Origin of the sequence: Krasilnikovia sp. MM14-A1259 (assembly GCF_047159535.1) — a bacterium.
Classification (GTDB): domain Bacteria; phylum Actinomycetota; class Actinomycetes; order Mycobacteriales; family Micromonosporaceae; genus Actinoplanes.
In genome coordinates, this window is the sequence record NZ_BAAGAJ010000002.1 from 911848 (window position 1) to 925783 (window position 13936).

Sequence of the window (13936 nt, forward strand, 5' to 3'; positions counted from 1 at the left end):
ACCGAGTGCTCCGAGCGCAGCGAGGGCATGCCGGGGTGGGTATCGCGGCGAGAGGAGCCCGCCATGACGCAGACCCGCACCTGGAACGTCGAGATCCTGATCAGCGAGCACGCCGACGAGCGGCGTACCCACGCCGAGGCCCGGCTGCACAGTGGCGTCCGGCCGCTGCTGCGGGGGGAGGGCCTGGCGCGGCGCCGGCCGTCCGATCACGAAGTGCCGGAGATCGGCGACGAGCTGGCCGTGGCCCGCGCGCTGTCCGACCTGGGCCATCGGTTGCTGGACGCCGCCGCCGGTGACATCGAGCAGTTCACCCACCGGCCGGTGCATCTGGTCGGCTGAAGCCCGTGTCCGGGGTGGGCCGTCCGGCGTGGGCGACCCGCCCCGCGGCTTACCCGACAGCATCGTTTGCGGTGGCCTCGGCCCCCGCCCGGTCTCATTCCGTGGTCGGATCGGTCGATCTTCGTAACGGTTCGGCGGCGGAGGGCGTCAGATATGTGCGCTTCGTGGAGGTTCGGCGACACATTGTTGACCTCCGTTGCACCACGGCGAGGAAATCTGGTCTAGCGTAGGCGGCCACGAACCCGCAGTGCCGCGGAGGTGCCTCCCCCCATGATCCACAATAAATCCTTCGTTGCCGTCCTGTGCCTGGTCGCGGCCGTCGCCACCGGCTGTGCGTCGCCCAACGAGCCGGCCCCGGCCGGCGCTGCCGGTGCCGAGCCCGCCGCCACGCGCCCGGGGCCGGATGCCCTGTGCCGTACGGCGCTGGACAGCTACTACAACCAGAAGCTCACCGACGACCCGGTCGTCTCGCAGCAACTCGCCAAGGAGGCCGCCATCCAGGCGGCCACGGAGCTGTCCGCGCTGGACGACAAGAAGCTCGACAACCTGGTCAAGGCGCTCAACGACTACGGTCTGATCGCCGGGAAGATCGGCGAGGTCACCCAGCGCGGCGACGCCGACCAGGCGATAAAGCTGCAGAGCCAGAGCGCCGACGCCGGCCGGGTGATCACCCGCGAGGCGAACGCGGCGCACGCGCCGAACTGCGCCCAGCTCGGCAACCTCTGACGGCCCCGGCGGCCGCGCAACCCGCGGCCAGCCGGGCCGGTATGCGTCGCCGTGACCATCCCGTCGTGGCGCAACGCGCCGTCTCCCTTGCGGGACTTCTGCCAGACATCGAGGGACCTTCAGCCCTCCGGGTGCCATAACGGAGATCGCCAGACTCAGTGCCAACCGCACTGGGAGGATCCGCCGCATGGACGCGCTTGACATCGCCCGCTGGCAGTTCGGCGTCATCACGGTCTACCACTTCCTGTTCGTACCCATCACCATCGGGCTGTCGATGCTGGTCGCCGGCCTGCAAACGGCATGGGTGCGGACCGGGCGCACGGAGTACCTGCGGGCCACGAAGTTCTGGGGCAAGTTGTTCCTGATCAACTTCGCGATGGGGGTGGTCACCGGGATCGTGCAGGAATTCCAGTTCGGTATGAACTGGAGTGACTACTCCCGGTTCGTCGGGGACATCTTCGGTGCGCCGCTGGCCATCGAGGGCCTGCTCGCGTTCTTCCTGGAGTCCACGTTCCTCGGTCTGTGGATCTTCGGATGGGACCGGTTGCCGAAGAAGGCCCACCTTGCCTGCATCTGGCTCGCCGCGATCGGCACCTGGCTCAGCGCGTACTTCATCCTGGCCGCCAACTCGTGGATGCAGCACCCGGTGGGCTTCGAGGTCAACCACGCCAGCGGCCGGGCCGAACTGCACAGCATCGGCGCGGTGCTCACCAACTCCACCACCCTGGTGACGTTCCCGCACACCATCACGGCGGCCCTGGTCACCGCGGGCGCCTTCATGCTGGCGATCAGCGCCTGGCACGTACGGCGGCGCAACCAGCCCGAGGTGTTCCGCCCCAGCCTGCGCCTCGGTGCGTGGGTGGTGCTCGTCGCGGGGCTCGGCGTCGTGGTCACCGGCGACCTGCAGGCGCGCATCATGACCGAGCAGCAGCCGATGAAGATGGCCGCGGCCGAGGCTCTGTACAACACGTCGCAGCCCGCCAGCTTCTCCATCTTCACCATCGGCTCGCTCGACGGCAGCGAGGAGATCGCCAGCATCCGGATCCCGCACCTGCTGTCGTTCATGGCCACCGGCGACCCGAACGGCCAGGTCGAGGGCATCAACAACCTGCAACACGAGTACGAGCAGACGTACGGCCCGGGCGACTACACACCGTCCATCCCGGTCACCTACTGGTCGTTCCGCCTCATGATCGGCTTCGGGGTGCTGGCCATGCTCGTCGCCGCACTGGCGCTGTGGCTCACCCGCGGCGACCGTACGCCCACGAGCCGCCTGTTGTGGATCGCCGCCCTGTGGACGTTCGCGATGCCGCTGCTGGCCAACTCGTTCGGCTGGATCTTCACGGAGATGGGCCGCCAGCCGTGGACCGTCTTCGGGGTGTTCAAGACCGCGCAGAGCGTCTCCCCGTCGGTCGGCGCCGCCTCGGTGGTCACGTCCCTGAGCGTGCTCACCCTGCTGTACGGCGTACTCGCGGTCGTGGAGGTCGGGCTGCTGCTGCGCTACGCCCGCGCGGGAGCCCCGGACGTGCCGCCCGAGGACGCCGGCTCCGATGCCGACCGCCCGCTCGCCTTCGCGTACTGAGGGAGCTGCGTACCCATGGAACTCACGACCGTCTGGTTCGCGCTGATCGCCATCCTGTGGGCGGGCTACTTCCTGCTGGAGGGCTTCGACTTCGGCGTCGGCATCCTGTTGCCCGTGCTGGCCCGCAACGACCGGGAACGCCGCCTGCTCATCAACACCATCGGCCCGGTGTGGGACGGCAACGAGGTGTGGCTGCTCGTCGCGGGCGGCGCCACGTTCGCCGCGTTCCCGGAGTGGTACGCCACCCTGTTCTCCGGCTTCTACCTGCCCCTGCTCATCATCCTGGTCGCGCTGATCGTGCGCGGGGTGGCGTTCGAGTACCGCGGCAAGGTCGACGACGAGAAATGGCGGCGCCGCTGGGACCTGTGCATCATCGTCGGCAGCGCGGTGCCCGCCCTGCTGTGGGGGGTGGCGTTCGGCAACATCGTGCGCGGGGTGCGCCTGGACGCCGACCACGAGTACGTGGGCGGCTTCTTCGACCTGCTCAACCCGTACGCGCTGCTGGGCGGGCTGACCACGCTGGTCCTGTTCACCCTGCACGGCGCGGTGTTCCTGGCCCTCAAGACCGACGGTGAGATCCGGCACCGGGCCGGGGCACTGGCCGTCCGGGTCGCCGTCCCGGCCGTCGTGGTCGCCGGCGGCTTCCTGCTGTGGACCGCGCTCGCGCACCACGACACGGGCGGCTGGGTACTCTCCGGGCTCGCCGCGCTCGCACTGGTCGGCGCCCTGGTCGCGGCCCGGCAGCGCCGGGAGGGCTGGGCGTTCCTGGCCACCGGCGCGACGCTGGTGCTGGCGACGTTCGCGCTGTTCGTGACGCTGTTCCCGGACGTGATGCCGTCCACGATCAACCCCGCGAACAGCCTCACGGTGCACAACGCCTCATCGACGCCGTACACGCTGCGGGTGATGACCTGGGTGGCGCTGGTGTTCACCCCGATCGTGCTGGCCTACCAGGGCTGGACGTACTGGGTGTTCCGCAAACGGCTCACGGTCGAGCACATCCCGCCCGCCGCGGCGCCCGCCCGGGAACCCGCGTGAAACCACTGGACCCGCGGCTGCTGCGGCACGCCCGCACCACCCGCGCGTACCTGGCGGTCACGGCCGCGATCGGGGCGGCGCTGGCCGTACTCGTGGTGGCGCAGGCGACCCTGCTCGCCGACGGCATCACCGCGGTCTTCCTCGGCGGCGCCGGCCTGGCCGACCTGACCGCAACGCTGGGATGGCTGGCCGCGGTCGTCGCGGCCCGCGCCGCGCTGTGCTGGGCGCAGGAGGCCGCCGCCACCCGCGCCGCGGCCGGTGTGAAGAGCGAGCTGCGCCGCCGCATGCTCGCCCACCTCACCCGGCTCGGCCCGGGCGGCGCCGCCCCGCACGGCACCGGCGGCCACACCACCCTGGCCACCCGCGGCCTCGACGCGCTCGACGCGTACTTCGCCCGTTACCTGCCGCAACTCGTGCTGGCCGCGCTCGTCCCGGCGATCGTGCTGGCCCGGCTGCTGAACGCCGACCTCATCGCGGCCGCCACGATCGCGCTGACCCTGCCGCTGATCCCGGTGTTCATGGTGCTGGTCGGCTGGCACACCGAGACCGCGAACCGGCGCCAGTTCCGGCTGCTCACCCGCCTGTCGCAGCATGTCCTCGACGTGGTCGCCGGGCTGCCCACGCTGCAACTGTTCGGCCGGGCCAAGGCCCAGGCGGCGACGATCCGGCGGATCAGCGACGAGCAACGCCGCCACACCATGCGTACGCTGCGCACCGCGTTCCTGTCCTCGCTGGTGCTGGAGCTGCTCGCCACGCTGTCGGTCGCGCTGGTGGCGGTCGGCGTCGGCCTTCGGCTGGTCTCCGGGCACCTCGACCTGTCCACCGCGCTGCTCGTGCTGATCCTCGCCCCCGAGGCGTATCTGCCGCTGCGCGCAGTGGGGGCGAACTACCACGCCAGCGCGGAAGGGCTGGCCGCGGCCGAGGACGTCTTCGCCGTGCTGGAGACGGCGGTGCCCCCGCCGGGCACCCGGGCGGTCCCGGACGCGGCCACGGCGGCGCTGGTGTTCGACGACGTCGAGGTGGCCTGGCCCGGGCGCGAGCAGGCCGCGCTGCGGCTGAACGCCCGGATCGCGCCCGGGGAGATCGTCGCACTGACCGGCCCCAGCGGCTGCGGCAAGTCCACCGCGCTGTCCGCGCTGCTCGGGTTCGTCACGCCCACCCGGGGCCGGGTCACCGTCGGCGAGATCCCGCTGTCCGAACTGGACCCGGACGGATGGCGCCGCCAGGTCGCCTGGGTGCCGCAACGCCCGCGCCTGTTCGCGGCCACGGTCCGCGACAACGTCACCCTTACGGCATCCGCCACGGACGCCCAGATCTGGCGCGCGCTGGACCAGGCCGGGCTCGCGGACGTCATCGCCGCCCTGCCGGACGGGCTCGGCACGAGGCTGGGCGACGACGGCGCCGGGTTCTCGGCCGGGCAACGCCAGCGCCTCGCCCTGGCCCGGGCGTTCCTGCGGGACGCGCCGATCGTGCTGCTGGACGAGCCCACCGCCAACCTCGACGCCGCCACCGCCGGCACCGTGACGGCCGCGATCCGGCGGCTCGCCCGCGGCCGTACCGTCGTGGTGGCCGCGCACCGTCCCGAGCTCATCGCCCTGGCTGACCGGGTCGTGCCGCTCGCACCCGCCCTGGCGGGTGCCCGATGAGCTGGCGGCGCCTGCTGCTGGCGTCCGCTCGTCCGGCCGCGGGCCGGCTGCTCGTGGCGGTGCTCGCCGGGGTCGCCGCCGCCGGGGCCGGTGTCGGGCTCATGGCGACCGCCGCGTGGCTCATCTCCCGTGCCGCGCTGCACCCTCCGGTGCTGCACCTGATGGTGGCGATCGTCGCGGTGCGCGCGTTCGGCATCAGCCGCGGCGTGCTGCGCTACGCGGAACGCCTGGTCGGCCACGACGCCGCCCTGCGGGTGCTCGGCGCGTTGCGGGTCCGGCTCTACACCCGGCTGGAACGCCTCGCCCCGGCCGGGCTGGCCGCGTACCGCCGCGCCGACCTGGTGCAGCGGATGGTCGGCGACGTCGATGCGGTGCTGGACATGCTGACCCGGGTGGTGCTGCCGTACGCGGTGACCGCCGTGGTCGGCGCCGGGTCGGTGCTGCTGGTCGGCAGCCTGTGCCCGCCCGCGGGCGTGGCGCTGACCGCGGGACTGCTCACGGTCGGCCTGCTGGTGCCGGTGCTGCAGGCGGCGACGGCCCGCCGCGCCGACGGGCGGCTCGCCCCGCTGCGCGGCGAACTCGCCACGAACGTCGTCGACCTGCTGCACGGCCTGCCCGACCTGCTGGCGTACGGTGCCGTCGACGCGCACCTGGACCGGCTCGCCGGGACCGACGCTCGGCTGCGCGCCGCCGAACGCCGTTCCAGCACCGCCTCCGGAATCTCCGCCGCCGTGAGTGCGCTGGCGACCGGCCTGTGCGTGCTCGCCGGGCTCGCGGCGGGCGCGGTGGCCGTCCGTACGGGCACCCTGTCCGGCGAGCTCCTCGCGGTCGTCGTGCTGACCCCGCTGGCGGTGTTCGAGGCCGCGGCCGGGCTGCCCGCCGCCGCCCAGCGGTACGCGGGAGCGCGCAGCGCACTGCGCCGACTCGCCGACGTGTGCGCCGCCCCCGACCCGGTGACCGAGCCGGACCATCCCGCCGAGGTGCCCGAAGGCCCGCACACGCTGCGGCTGTCCGGGGTCGGCGCCGCGTGGATCCCCGGCCGTCCCGTGGTGCACGACGTCGACCTGGAACTGGCACCGGGACGGCGGATCGCCCTGGTCGGACCGAGTGGCAGCGGCAAGAGCACCATCGCGGCGCTGCTGGTCCGCTGGCTGGACCCGTGCGCCGGGCGGATCACCCTCGACGGCGTCGACCTGCGCCGCATACCCGCCGACCGGGTCCGCCGCATCGTCGGCTACCTGCCGGAGGACGCGTACCTGTTCGACACCACGATCGAGGAGAACCTGCGCATCGCCCGGCGCGACGCCACCGCCGCGCAGCTGCGCGCCGCCCTCGCCGCGGCCCGCCTGCAGGACTGGGTGGACACGCTGCCGCTCGGCCTGGACACCGCGGTGGGGGAGCACGGCGTGGCGATGTCCGGCGGCCAGCGGCGCCGGCTCGCGCTGGCCCGGGCGCTGCTCGCCGACTTCCGCATCCTCATCCTGGACGAGCCGACCGAACACCTCGACGAGGCGACCGCGGCCGCCCTGACCCGCGACCTGCTCGCCGCCGCGGGCGACCGCGCGGTGCTGCTCATCACCCACCGCACCGACGAACTGTCCGCAGTGGACGAGGTGGTCGAGCTGGGCGGCACGCCGGCTCCGCTCACCCGGGCGGCCGCCGTGCGATGACCGCCCGGACCTCAGGTGCTCCGGACCTCAGGTGGTGCTGCCGCGCAGCGCGGGCTCCCGGCTCTGGGCGGGCTGTTCGACCGGCACCGGGATCACCACCACCGGGCATCTCGCCTTGCGGATGCACTCCTCGCTCACCGAGCCGAGCACGGTGTGGCGTACCCGGCTGTGGCCGTGGCTGCCCAGCACCAGCAGGTCCGCGACGGTGGCGGCGGCGGTCAGCACGTCGGCGGCGCGGCCCTCGATGACCTCGGCGGCGACCGGCTGGGCCGTGCCGTGGCGTGCGGCCAACGCCTTCACCTCCCGGTCGAGCAGCTCGGCCGCCTGCTGCGCCTCCTCCTCGGGGCGGGTCGCGGTCAGCGGGCCGTACTCGATGCCGTCCCAGGACCAGGCGGTGACGGCCTGCACCGCGCCGCCGCGGGCCGCGGCCTCGTGTGCCGCCCACTCCAGGGCGCGCCGACTGCCCAACGAGCCGTCCACCCCTACGACGATCAGGTAGTTGTCGGTCATCGTTCCCACGTCCTTCCTGCGCCCGGGCGTGGCCCGGCGCTCAGTCGACGATCACCTCCGCCACGTCCCGGCGCAGCGTCGGCTGGCCGGGCTGGCCGTACCCGATGCGCAGAGCCATCTGCGGCGTCCCGAAACGGCCCAGAGAACGCCGTAGCTGTTCGCGGGCGGCGGGCACCTCGATCGGCTGGGAGATCATGGAGCTGGCCAGGCCGGCGTCCGTGGCGGTCAGCAGCACCCGCTGCAGGGCCTGGCCGGCCTGCAACTGGTCGGCGGCGCGGTCGCCCGCGGTGCCGAGGATCGCCACCAGCGGCTCGGGTTCGTAGTCGCGGCCGGGTGCGCGCCGGTGCTCCGCGAACGACCGCGTCGGCAGCAGGTCCTGCGGCTCCGGCGCGGGCGCCCCCGCGGTCACCGGTACGCCGTCGAGCGCGGTGTCGGAGTGCGCCCAGCTGAACAGCTCCGCCTGGTAGTGGGGGTTGCGGCGGAGCACCCGGTCGGCGCTCTGCGCGATCTCCGCGAAACCGCTGAGCGCGGTCATGCCGACCAGCAGGTCGAGCCAGCCCGCCTCCGCCCGGGCCGCCTCGATGAGCATCGCCCGGACCTCCGACGGCACCGGGTTCGGCCAGAATGGGCGCCGATTGCTGAAGCGGTGCGGGATCGCCGCGAACAGGTCCTGCTCGCGGTACGTGGGCGGGCGCGACTCGCCCGGGGTCAGGCGCGCCATCACCTCGGGGCCGGCGTCGGCCGGGCGCAGCGTCACCTCGGCCGGGGTGCCCGCGACGGCCAGCGCGAGGCGGGCGTTGAACGTCGCCGCCCCGCAGGCGATGCGCAGCGCCCAGCCGGCCCGGTCGGCCACGGCCAGCTGCCGGTCCGTGTCGGCCAGCACGTCGATGCCGCCGTCGTGCAGCCGGAACAGCCAGGGCTGGCTGTTGTGCAGCGACGGCGCGCGGATCCCCGCGGCGGCGGCCTGCCGCAGGTGGGCCTCTGAGTACCGGGCGGTCACAGCTTTTCCCCTTCACGTCGTGCGAGCGGGACCACGGCGACCGGGCAGCCGGCGCGCTGGGCGACCGTCGCGGGCACGTCGCCGGTCCGGGTGCGGGACAGCAGGCCCCGATGCTTGTCGCCCACGACCAGCAGGTGGGCGCCGCGGCCGGCGCGGCGCAGGCCGTCGGCGACCCGGCCGTTCAGTACGGCCTGGCGCACCCGCGCCTGCGGGTACTTCAGCATCCACGGCTGCATCTCGGCGTCCAGCCACTCCAGGGCGGCCGGTTCGCCGCGGGCGTGGGCGGGCCGGGTGATCTCGTCGGAGTAGTAGTCGTCGGAGATGCGGGCGGACACGTGTGCGGCGGCCACGGGCAGCCGGTGGTCGTCGGCGTACGTGAACGCGAACTCCAGCGCGGCCCGGCCGGCGTCGCTGCCGTCCACCCCGACCACCACGTGACCGGCCAGCGGCGCCCCCCGCCCCGCGCTGACCGGGCGTACCACGATCACCGGGCAGCGGGCGTGGTGCACGATGCGCCGGATCGTGTGGCCGCTGCCGCCGGACGCGATGACCAGCAGGTCCGCGCCCGCGCTCGCGCCGGTCAGGGCGGTGCCGGGGTCGCCGACGAGGATGCGAAGGCGCACCCGGTGCCCGCCGAGCTGGGTACGGGTCGCCGACAGCGCCCGCGACAGTGCGGGGTCGGTGAGTTCCAGCAGCGCGGGCGCGGGCTCGCCGGCCAGCCCGGCCAGTGGCGCACCCGGTTCGGTCACGCGCAGCAACTCCAGCCGCGCGCCGCTCCGGGTGATCGCCTGCTCGGCCGCCCACGCCAGGGTCTGCCACCCGCCCGCGCCGCCGACGCCGGCGGCCACCGTGGCGACCATCCCTCTCACCTACTCCACGATTTCGATCACGTCGGCGGCGGCGCGCCGGGGGGTGGCCGGCAGCGGGTCCGCGTCCAGGTAGCCGAGCCGCACCACCACGTACGGCTCGCCGACCCCGGCGAGCAGTTCGCGCAGCAGGTGCCGGGGCCAGTCGACCTCGATCATGTCGCTCAGCGGTGCGGTGGCCAGGCCCTCGGCGGTCGCGCCGAGCAGCAGCGCCGACATCGCCTCCCCGCCGCGCAGCACGTCGGCCGGGCGGTCGGTGAGCCCGAACAGCACCACGAACGCGGCGCCCAGGTCGTATCCGTCGCCCGGGTCCAGCCCGGCGTTGCCGTCGGGCGCGTAGTCGCGGACCGGCACCCGGCGCGCGGAGGGCTGGACCGCGGCCGACGCGGGGACGCCGTCGCCGCTGCCTTCGGGCCGGTGCGTCCAGTGCTCCAGCTCGGCCCGGTACGCCGGGTCCTCCGCCTCCGTGTCGGCGGCACGCCCGGTGGACGCGGCCAGCATCGGCATCTGGTCGCGGCGTACGACGTGCAGGTACGCACCCTCGGCCTCGACCGCGTTGCGCAGGCCCGCCAGCACCGACTCCGGTACGGTGCGGTCGCCGTACGCACGCCGGTCGGTGCGGCGGCGGGGGATCGCGGCGGCCAGCCGTTCGGCGCGAGGGTCCGGGTTGCCGGGCTCACCGAGGGTGACCGTGGCGAGCAGGTGCGGGTCGAGCGGGTCGGGCTGATGGAGCACCTGCGGCCGGTAGCCGGCCGCGGCCAGCTCGACGCGGGCGTGGTGCAGGGCGGTGCCGCAGCTCAGCAACAGCAGCCGGCCGTCCGGGTCGGTGGCGTCGAGCTTGCGCGCCGGGTCCGCGTACAGCGCCATCGTGTCGCCGGTGATGCGCCAGCGCCACGGTTGGGTGTTGAACACCGACGGGGCGTGCAACGACGCCCGCGCGGCGTCGGCGAGGACCTCGGTGGCGCGCTCGCGCGTGCCGTGCTCGGACGGAGCGGTCATGGTGGGAACCTCCTGCGGTGTCTACCACCACCCTCGCGGCTGCGCCCGGTGTCCGTTCAGGGCCGAAAGACCCCTGTCATCCGGTCATTCGGAGATCGGTACCCGCCAGGTCACCACGGTGCCGCCGGCGCTGCCACGGCCCACCTCGAACGTGCCACCCAGGTCGTTGGCGCGCTCGCCCATGTTCAGCAGCCCGCCGCGGGCCTGCAGCGGGTCGGCGCCGACGCCGTCGTCCTCAATGGTCAGCGACAGCTGGCCATCCACGACCCGGACAGACACCCGCGCCGCGGTGGCCTGGGCGTGCCGGGCGACGTTCGACAGCGCCTCGCGCAGCACCGCCAGCAGTTCGGGCACGACGTCGTCGGGCACCGCGCTGTCGACCGGCCCGGACACGTCCAGCACCGGCCGGAAGCCCAGCGCGTCCGCGGCGGCGTTCACCGCGTCGCTCATCTCGGTACGCAGCGTGGCCTCCGCGGGGGCGCGCAGTTCGAAGATCGAGCGGCGGATGTCGCGGATGGTGGCGTCCAGGTCGTCGACGGCGGAGTTGATCCGCTTCGCGGCGTCGGGGCGCAGCGCGTGCGGCGCCACCCCCTGCAGGTGCATGCCGGTGGCGAACAGCCGCTGGATCACCACGTCGTGCAGGTCGCGGGCGATGCGTTCGCGGTCCTCCAGCACCACGAGCAGTTCCCGTTCGTCCTGCGCACGGGCTCGTTCGAGGGCGAGGGCGGCCTGTCCGGCGAAGCTGGACAGCAGCGCCGCGTCGTCGCCGTCGCCGGGCCCGCTGCCGGGGCGCTGGGCGACGATCAGCACACCGCGGACGCTGTCCGACCCGGCGAGCGGGGCCACCATGGCGGGCCCGTCGGGCACGGGGCCGGGCCAGTCGGCCGCCGCGCGCAGATTGTCCACGACCCGATACTTCTCGTGACCGAGCGTGTCGAGGGCGTCGCCATCCACCGCGAGCTGCCGGCCGAGCAGGTCCACCGGGTACGGGTCGGCGCCGTCGGCCACCTCGATGGTGTAGCGGGCATTGTCCTCGTCGTACAGCAGCACCAGCACCAGCTCGGCGTCGGCGACCTCGCGGGCCCGGCGGGCGATCAGCCGCAGCGCCTCGGTACGGCGTACCGTGCCGAGCAGCACCGACGTGATTTCGGCGGTGGCGGCGAGCCAGCGTTCCCGGCGCTGCGCGAGCGCGAACAGCCGGGCGTTGTCGATGGCGATGCTGGCGGCGGCGGCGAGCGCGACGACGATCTCCTCGTCGTCGTCGCTGAACTGGTCCGCGCCGATCTTCTCGGCCAGGTACAGGTTCCCGAAGATCTGGTCGCGGGCGCGCACCGGCACGCCGAGGAAGCTGTGCATCGGCGGGTGGTGCGGCGGGAAGCCGAACGACCGCGGGTGGGTGGTGATGTCCGGCATGCGTACCGGTTGGGGATCCGTGATGAGCAGGCCGAGCACCCCACGCCCGTGGGGCAGGTCCCCGATCGCGGCGTGGGTCGCCTCGTCGATGCCGTGGGTGATGAAGTCCGACAGGTCCCTCCGGTCCGGGCCGAGCACGCCCAGGGCGCCGTAGCGGGCGCCGACCAGTGCGCACGCGGCCTGCACGATGCGCTGCAGGGTCATCCGCAGGTCAAGGTCGGTGCCGATGCCGACGACCGCGTCGAGCAGGGCACGCAGCCGTTCCCGGCTGGCGACGATCTCGCCGACCCGGTCGAGGGTTTCCTGCAACAGCTCGTCGAGGCGGACCCGCGACAGAGGGGTGAGGCCCAATGAGGGCGGTTCGTGCGTGGGCTTACCCATGTCCGGAGCGCCGACCATGAGCCGATGCTAACGATCCACCCGTTTCCGGTGCACCGGTGGTGCGCCGCTCAGGCGTGTGCGAGGTCATGGACGACCGCCACCGGGCACCGTGAGTGGTGCAGCAGGTGCTGGCTGACCGAGCCGCGCAGCAGGCCGCGCAGGGCGCCGTGGCCGTGCGTGCCGAGCACGATGAGCTGCGCCGCGCCGCTGGTCTCGGCCAGGGCCGGGCCGGGGTCGCCGGTGACCTCCTCGCGGGTGACCTTGACGTACGGGTAGGTGTCCTGCCACGCATCCAGCAGCGCGGCCACGTCGTGGCTCTCCCGGGCCGTGCCGGCCGGGTCGCCGTCGCGGGGCGGGCCGCACGCGTGGACCGCGCGCAGTCCGGTGCCGCGCGCCGCGGCCTGCGCGAACGCGAACTCCAGGGCGGGTGGGGTGCAGTCGGAGCCGTCCACGCCGACCACCACGGGTGCGGCCGGGTCGCTCTCGCCGCGTACCACCACGACGGGGCAGCGGGCGTGGGCGCTGACCGCGACGCTGACCGAGCCGAGCAGGCTGCCGACCGCGCCGTGCCCGCGGCTGCCCAGCACGACGAGCCGGGCGTGCTCCGAACGGTCGGTGAGGCTGATCACCGCGCCGGTGTGGGAGACCGAGGTGGATACGCGGACGCCGGGGTGGCTGAGCCGCGCCGCCGCGGCAGCGCGGTCCAGCATGCCGGCGATGGCCCGTTCGGTCTCGGGGTCGGGCCAGGGCGCGGGAGCCGGGACGGTCGCGGCGGCGGGCGACCACGTCGGCCATTCGTACGCGCAGCAGAACTGCAGCGGTGCCCCGGTGCGGGCGGCCTCGTCGAGCGCCCAGTGCGCGGCGGCACGGGCGTCCGGCGAGCCGTCGTACCCGACAACGATCATCTTTTCGGGCATGGCCGGGCTCCTTCCCTCACGTTCCGTCTCGATCGTCGTCCGGGCCGGTGGCGGCCGGTCAGGGCGCGTGGTCCCGTCCCGGTGGGCCGTCCGGCCCGCCGCGGCGCGACGCGGCCGGGACCTTCGTCCCTTGGTCATCGGAACACGGTCAGGGTAGGAATGAGCAATGATCCGAGTCTTCCTGCTCGACGACCACGAGGTCGTCCGGCGCGGCCTGGCCGACCTGTTGCACGCGGCCGGCGACATCGAGGTGGTCGGCGAGTCCGGTTCGGCCCAGGAGGCCGCCCGCCGCATCCCCGCCCTGCATCCGGATGTGGCAGTCCTCGACGCGCGCCTGCCCGACGGCAACGGCATCGACGTGTGCCGCGACGTGCGGGCCATCGACTCGTCGATCAAGGGACTCATCCTCACGTCCTACGAGGACGACGAGGCGCTGTTCGCCGCGATCATGGCGGGTGCCTCGGGTTACGTGCTCAAGCAGATCCGCGGTACCGACCTGGTGGACGCGGTGCGCCGGGTCGCGGCGGGGCAGTCGCTGCTCGACCCGGCGGTCACCCAGCGGGTGCTCGAACGCATCCGCAACGGGGTGGAGCAGCCGCGTGAGCTGGCCAACCTCACCGAGCAGGAACGCCGGATCCTGGAGTACGTGGCCGAGGGCCTGACCAACCGCGAGATCGCGGGCCGGATGTTCCTGGCGGAGAAGACGGTGAAGAACTACGTCTCCAGCCTGCTCGCCAAGCTGGGCCTGGAACGCCGCACCCAGGCCGCGGTGCTCGCCACCCGCCTGCTCGGGGAGCACCCGCACAGCCTCTGACCCGCCGTGACGGCATGATGCCGCCCCGGGCCAGG

The 13936-nt window shown here is 73.8% G+C and carries 13 protein-coding genes; 7 read left to right on the forward strand and 6 right to left on the reverse strand.

Annotated elements, in window-relative coordinates; all coding sequences use genetic code 11:
• Positions 1 to 63: 63 nt before the first annotated feature.
• From ACMCNK_RS03805 to cydC, 6 genes are all read left to right on the forward strand, one after another.
• Positions 64 to 339 carry a DUF1876 domain-containing protein gene (locus tag ACMCNK_RS03805; protein ID WP_412734986.1) on the forward strand — a complete coding sequence of 92 codons (276 nt, stop codon included), beginning with the start codon at positions 64 to 66 and terminating at the stop codon, positions 337 to 339.
• A gap of 270 nt (positions 340 to 609) precedes the next feature.
• Positions 610 to 1065, forward strand: a complete 456-nt coding sequence (locus ACMCNK_RS03810; protein ID WP_412734987.1) for a hypothetical protein — start codon at positions 610 to 612, stop codon at positions 1063 to 1065.
• Positions 1066 to 1252: 187 nt separating this feature from the next.
• Positions 1253 to 2647: a cytochrome ubiquinol oxidase subunit I gene (locus tag ACMCNK_RS03815; RefSeq protein ID WP_412734988.1), complete on the forward strand. Its 1395-nt coding sequence runs from the start codon at positions 1253 to 1255 to the stop codon at positions 2645 to 2647.
• Positions 2648 to 2662: 15 nt separating this feature from the next.
• Positions 2663 to 3685: a cytochrome d ubiquinol oxidase subunit II gene (gene cydB / locus ACMCNK_RS03820; RefSeq protein ID WP_412734989.1), complete on the forward strand. Its 1023-nt coding sequence runs from the start codon at positions 2663 to 2665 to the stop codon at positions 3683 to 3685.
• The gene (cydD, locus tag ACMCNK_RS03825) at positions 3682 to 5331 is read left to right on the forward strand and encodes a thiol reductant ABC exporter subunit CydD (protein ID WP_412734990.1); all 1650 of its coding nucleotides are present in this window, start codon (positions 3682 to 3684) and stop codon (positions 5329 to 5331) included. Before cydB ends, cydD begins: the two co-directional genes overlap by 4 nt.
• Positions 5328 to 7001 carry a thiol reductant ABC exporter subunit CydC gene (gene cydC, locus ACMCNK_RS03830; RefSeq protein ID WP_412734991.1) on the forward strand — a complete coding sequence of 558 codons (1674 nt, stop codon included), beginning with the start codon at positions 5328 to 5330 and terminating at the stop codon, positions 6999 to 7001. Before cydD ends, cydC begins: the two co-directional genes overlap by 4 nt.
• Before the next feature lie 27 nt (positions 7002 to 7028).
• Here the strand turns inward: cydC and ACMCNK_RS03835 are convergent, their stop codons facing one another.
• The 6 genes from ACMCNK_RS03835 to ACMCNK_RS03860 form a co-directional block, all read right to left on the reverse strand.
• Positions 7029 to 7511: a universal stress protein gene (locus tag ACMCNK_RS03835; protein ID WP_412734992.1), complete on the reverse strand. Its 483-nt coding sequence runs from the start codon at positions 7509 to 7511 to the stop codon at positions 7029 to 7031.
• 40 nt (positions 7512 to 7551) lie between these two features.
• The gene (locus ACMCNK_RS03840) at positions 7552 to 8511 is read right to left on the reverse strand and encodes an Acg family FMN-binding oxidoreductase (RefSeq protein ID WP_412734993.1); all 960 of its coding nucleotides are present in this window, start codon (positions 8509 to 8511) and stop codon (positions 7552 to 7554) included.
• Positions 8508 to 9371, reverse strand: a complete 864-nt coding sequence (locus ACMCNK_RS03845; protein ID WP_412734994.1) for a universal stress protein — start codon at positions 9369 to 9371, stop codon at positions 8508 to 8510. The genes ACMCNK_RS03840 and ACMCNK_RS03845 overlap by 4 nt, the downstream gene beginning before the upstream one ends.
• A gap of 9 nt (positions 9372 to 9380) precedes the next feature.
• Complete coding sequence (locus tag ACMCNK_RS03850) at positions 9381 to 10376, reverse strand: Acg family FMN-binding oxidoreductase (RefSeq protein ID WP_412734995.1); 996 nt, start codon at positions 10374 to 10376, stop codon at positions 9381 to 9383.
• A gap of 84 nt (positions 10377 to 10460) precedes the next feature.
• The gene (locus ACMCNK_RS03855) at positions 10461 to 12188 is read right to left on the reverse strand and encodes a GAF domain-containing sensor histidine kinase (protein ID WP_412734996.1); all 1728 of its coding nucleotides are present in this window, start codon (positions 12186 to 12188) and stop codon (positions 10461 to 10463) included.
• Between the two features lie 50 nt (positions 12189 to 12238).
• On the reverse strand, positions 12239 to 13087 hold the full coding sequence (locus ACMCNK_RS03860; RefSeq protein WP_412734997.1) for a universal stress protein: 849 nt from the start codon (positions 13085 to 13087) through the stop codon (positions 12239 to 12241).
• 166 nt (positions 13088 to 13253) lie between these two features.
• Here ACMCNK_RS03860 and ACMCNK_RS03865 point away from each other — a divergent pair, with 166 nt between their 5' ends.
• On the forward strand, positions 13254 to 13901 hold the full coding sequence (locus ACMCNK_RS03865) for a response regulator (protein ID WP_412734998.1): 648 nt from the start codon (positions 13254 to 13256) through the stop codon (positions 13899 to 13901).
• The last annotated feature ends 35 nt before the right edge of the window (positions 13902 to 13936 follow it).

Bases quoted from the DNA above. Each gene is read 5' to 3' on its own strand.
- ACMCNK_RS03805 (WP_412734986.1), top strand. From the start codon at position 64: ATGACGCAGACCCGCACCTGGAACGTCGAGATCCTGATCAGCGAGCAC.
- ACMCNK_RS03810 (WP_412734987.1), top strand. From the start codon at position 610: ATGATCCACAATAAATCCTTCGTTGCCGTCCTGTGCCTGGTCGCGGCC.
- ACMCNK_RS03815 (WP_412734988.1), top strand. From the start codon at position 1,253: ATGGACGCGCTTGACATCGCCCGCTGGCAGTTCGGCGTCATCACGGTC.
- cydB (WP_412734989.1), top strand. From the start codon at position 2,663: ATGGAACTCACGACCGTCTGGTTCGCGCTGATCGCCATCCTGTGGGCG.
- cydC (WP_412734991.1), top strand. From the start codon at position 5,328: ATGAGCTGGCGGCGCCTGCTGCTGGCGTCCGCTCGTCCGGCCGCGGGC.
- ACMCNK_RS03835 (WP_412734992.1), bottom strand. From the start codon at position 7,511: ATGACCGACAACTACCTGATCGTCGTAGGGGTGGACGGCTCGTTGGGC.
- ACMCNK_RS03845 (WP_412734994.1), bottom strand. From the start codon at position 9,371: ATGGTCGCCACGGTGGCCGCCGGCGTCGGCGGCGCGGGCGGGTGGCAG.
- ACMCNK_RS03850 (WP_412734995.1), bottom strand. From the start codon at position 10,376: ATGACCGCTCCGTCCGAGCACGGCACGCGCGAGCGCGCCACCGAGGTC.
- ACMCNK_RS03855 (WP_412734996.1), bottom strand. From the start codon at position 12,188: ATGGTCGGCGCTCCGGACATGGGTAAGCCCACGCACGAACCGCCCTCA.
- ACMCNK_RS03860 (WP_412734997.1), bottom strand. From the start codon at position 13,087: ATGCCCGAAAAGATGATCGTTGTCGGGTACGACGGCTCGCCGGACGCC.
- ACMCNK_RS03865 (WP_412734998.1), top strand. From the start codon at position 13,254: ATGATCCGAGTCTTCCTGCTCGACGACCACGAGGTCGTCCGGCGCGGC.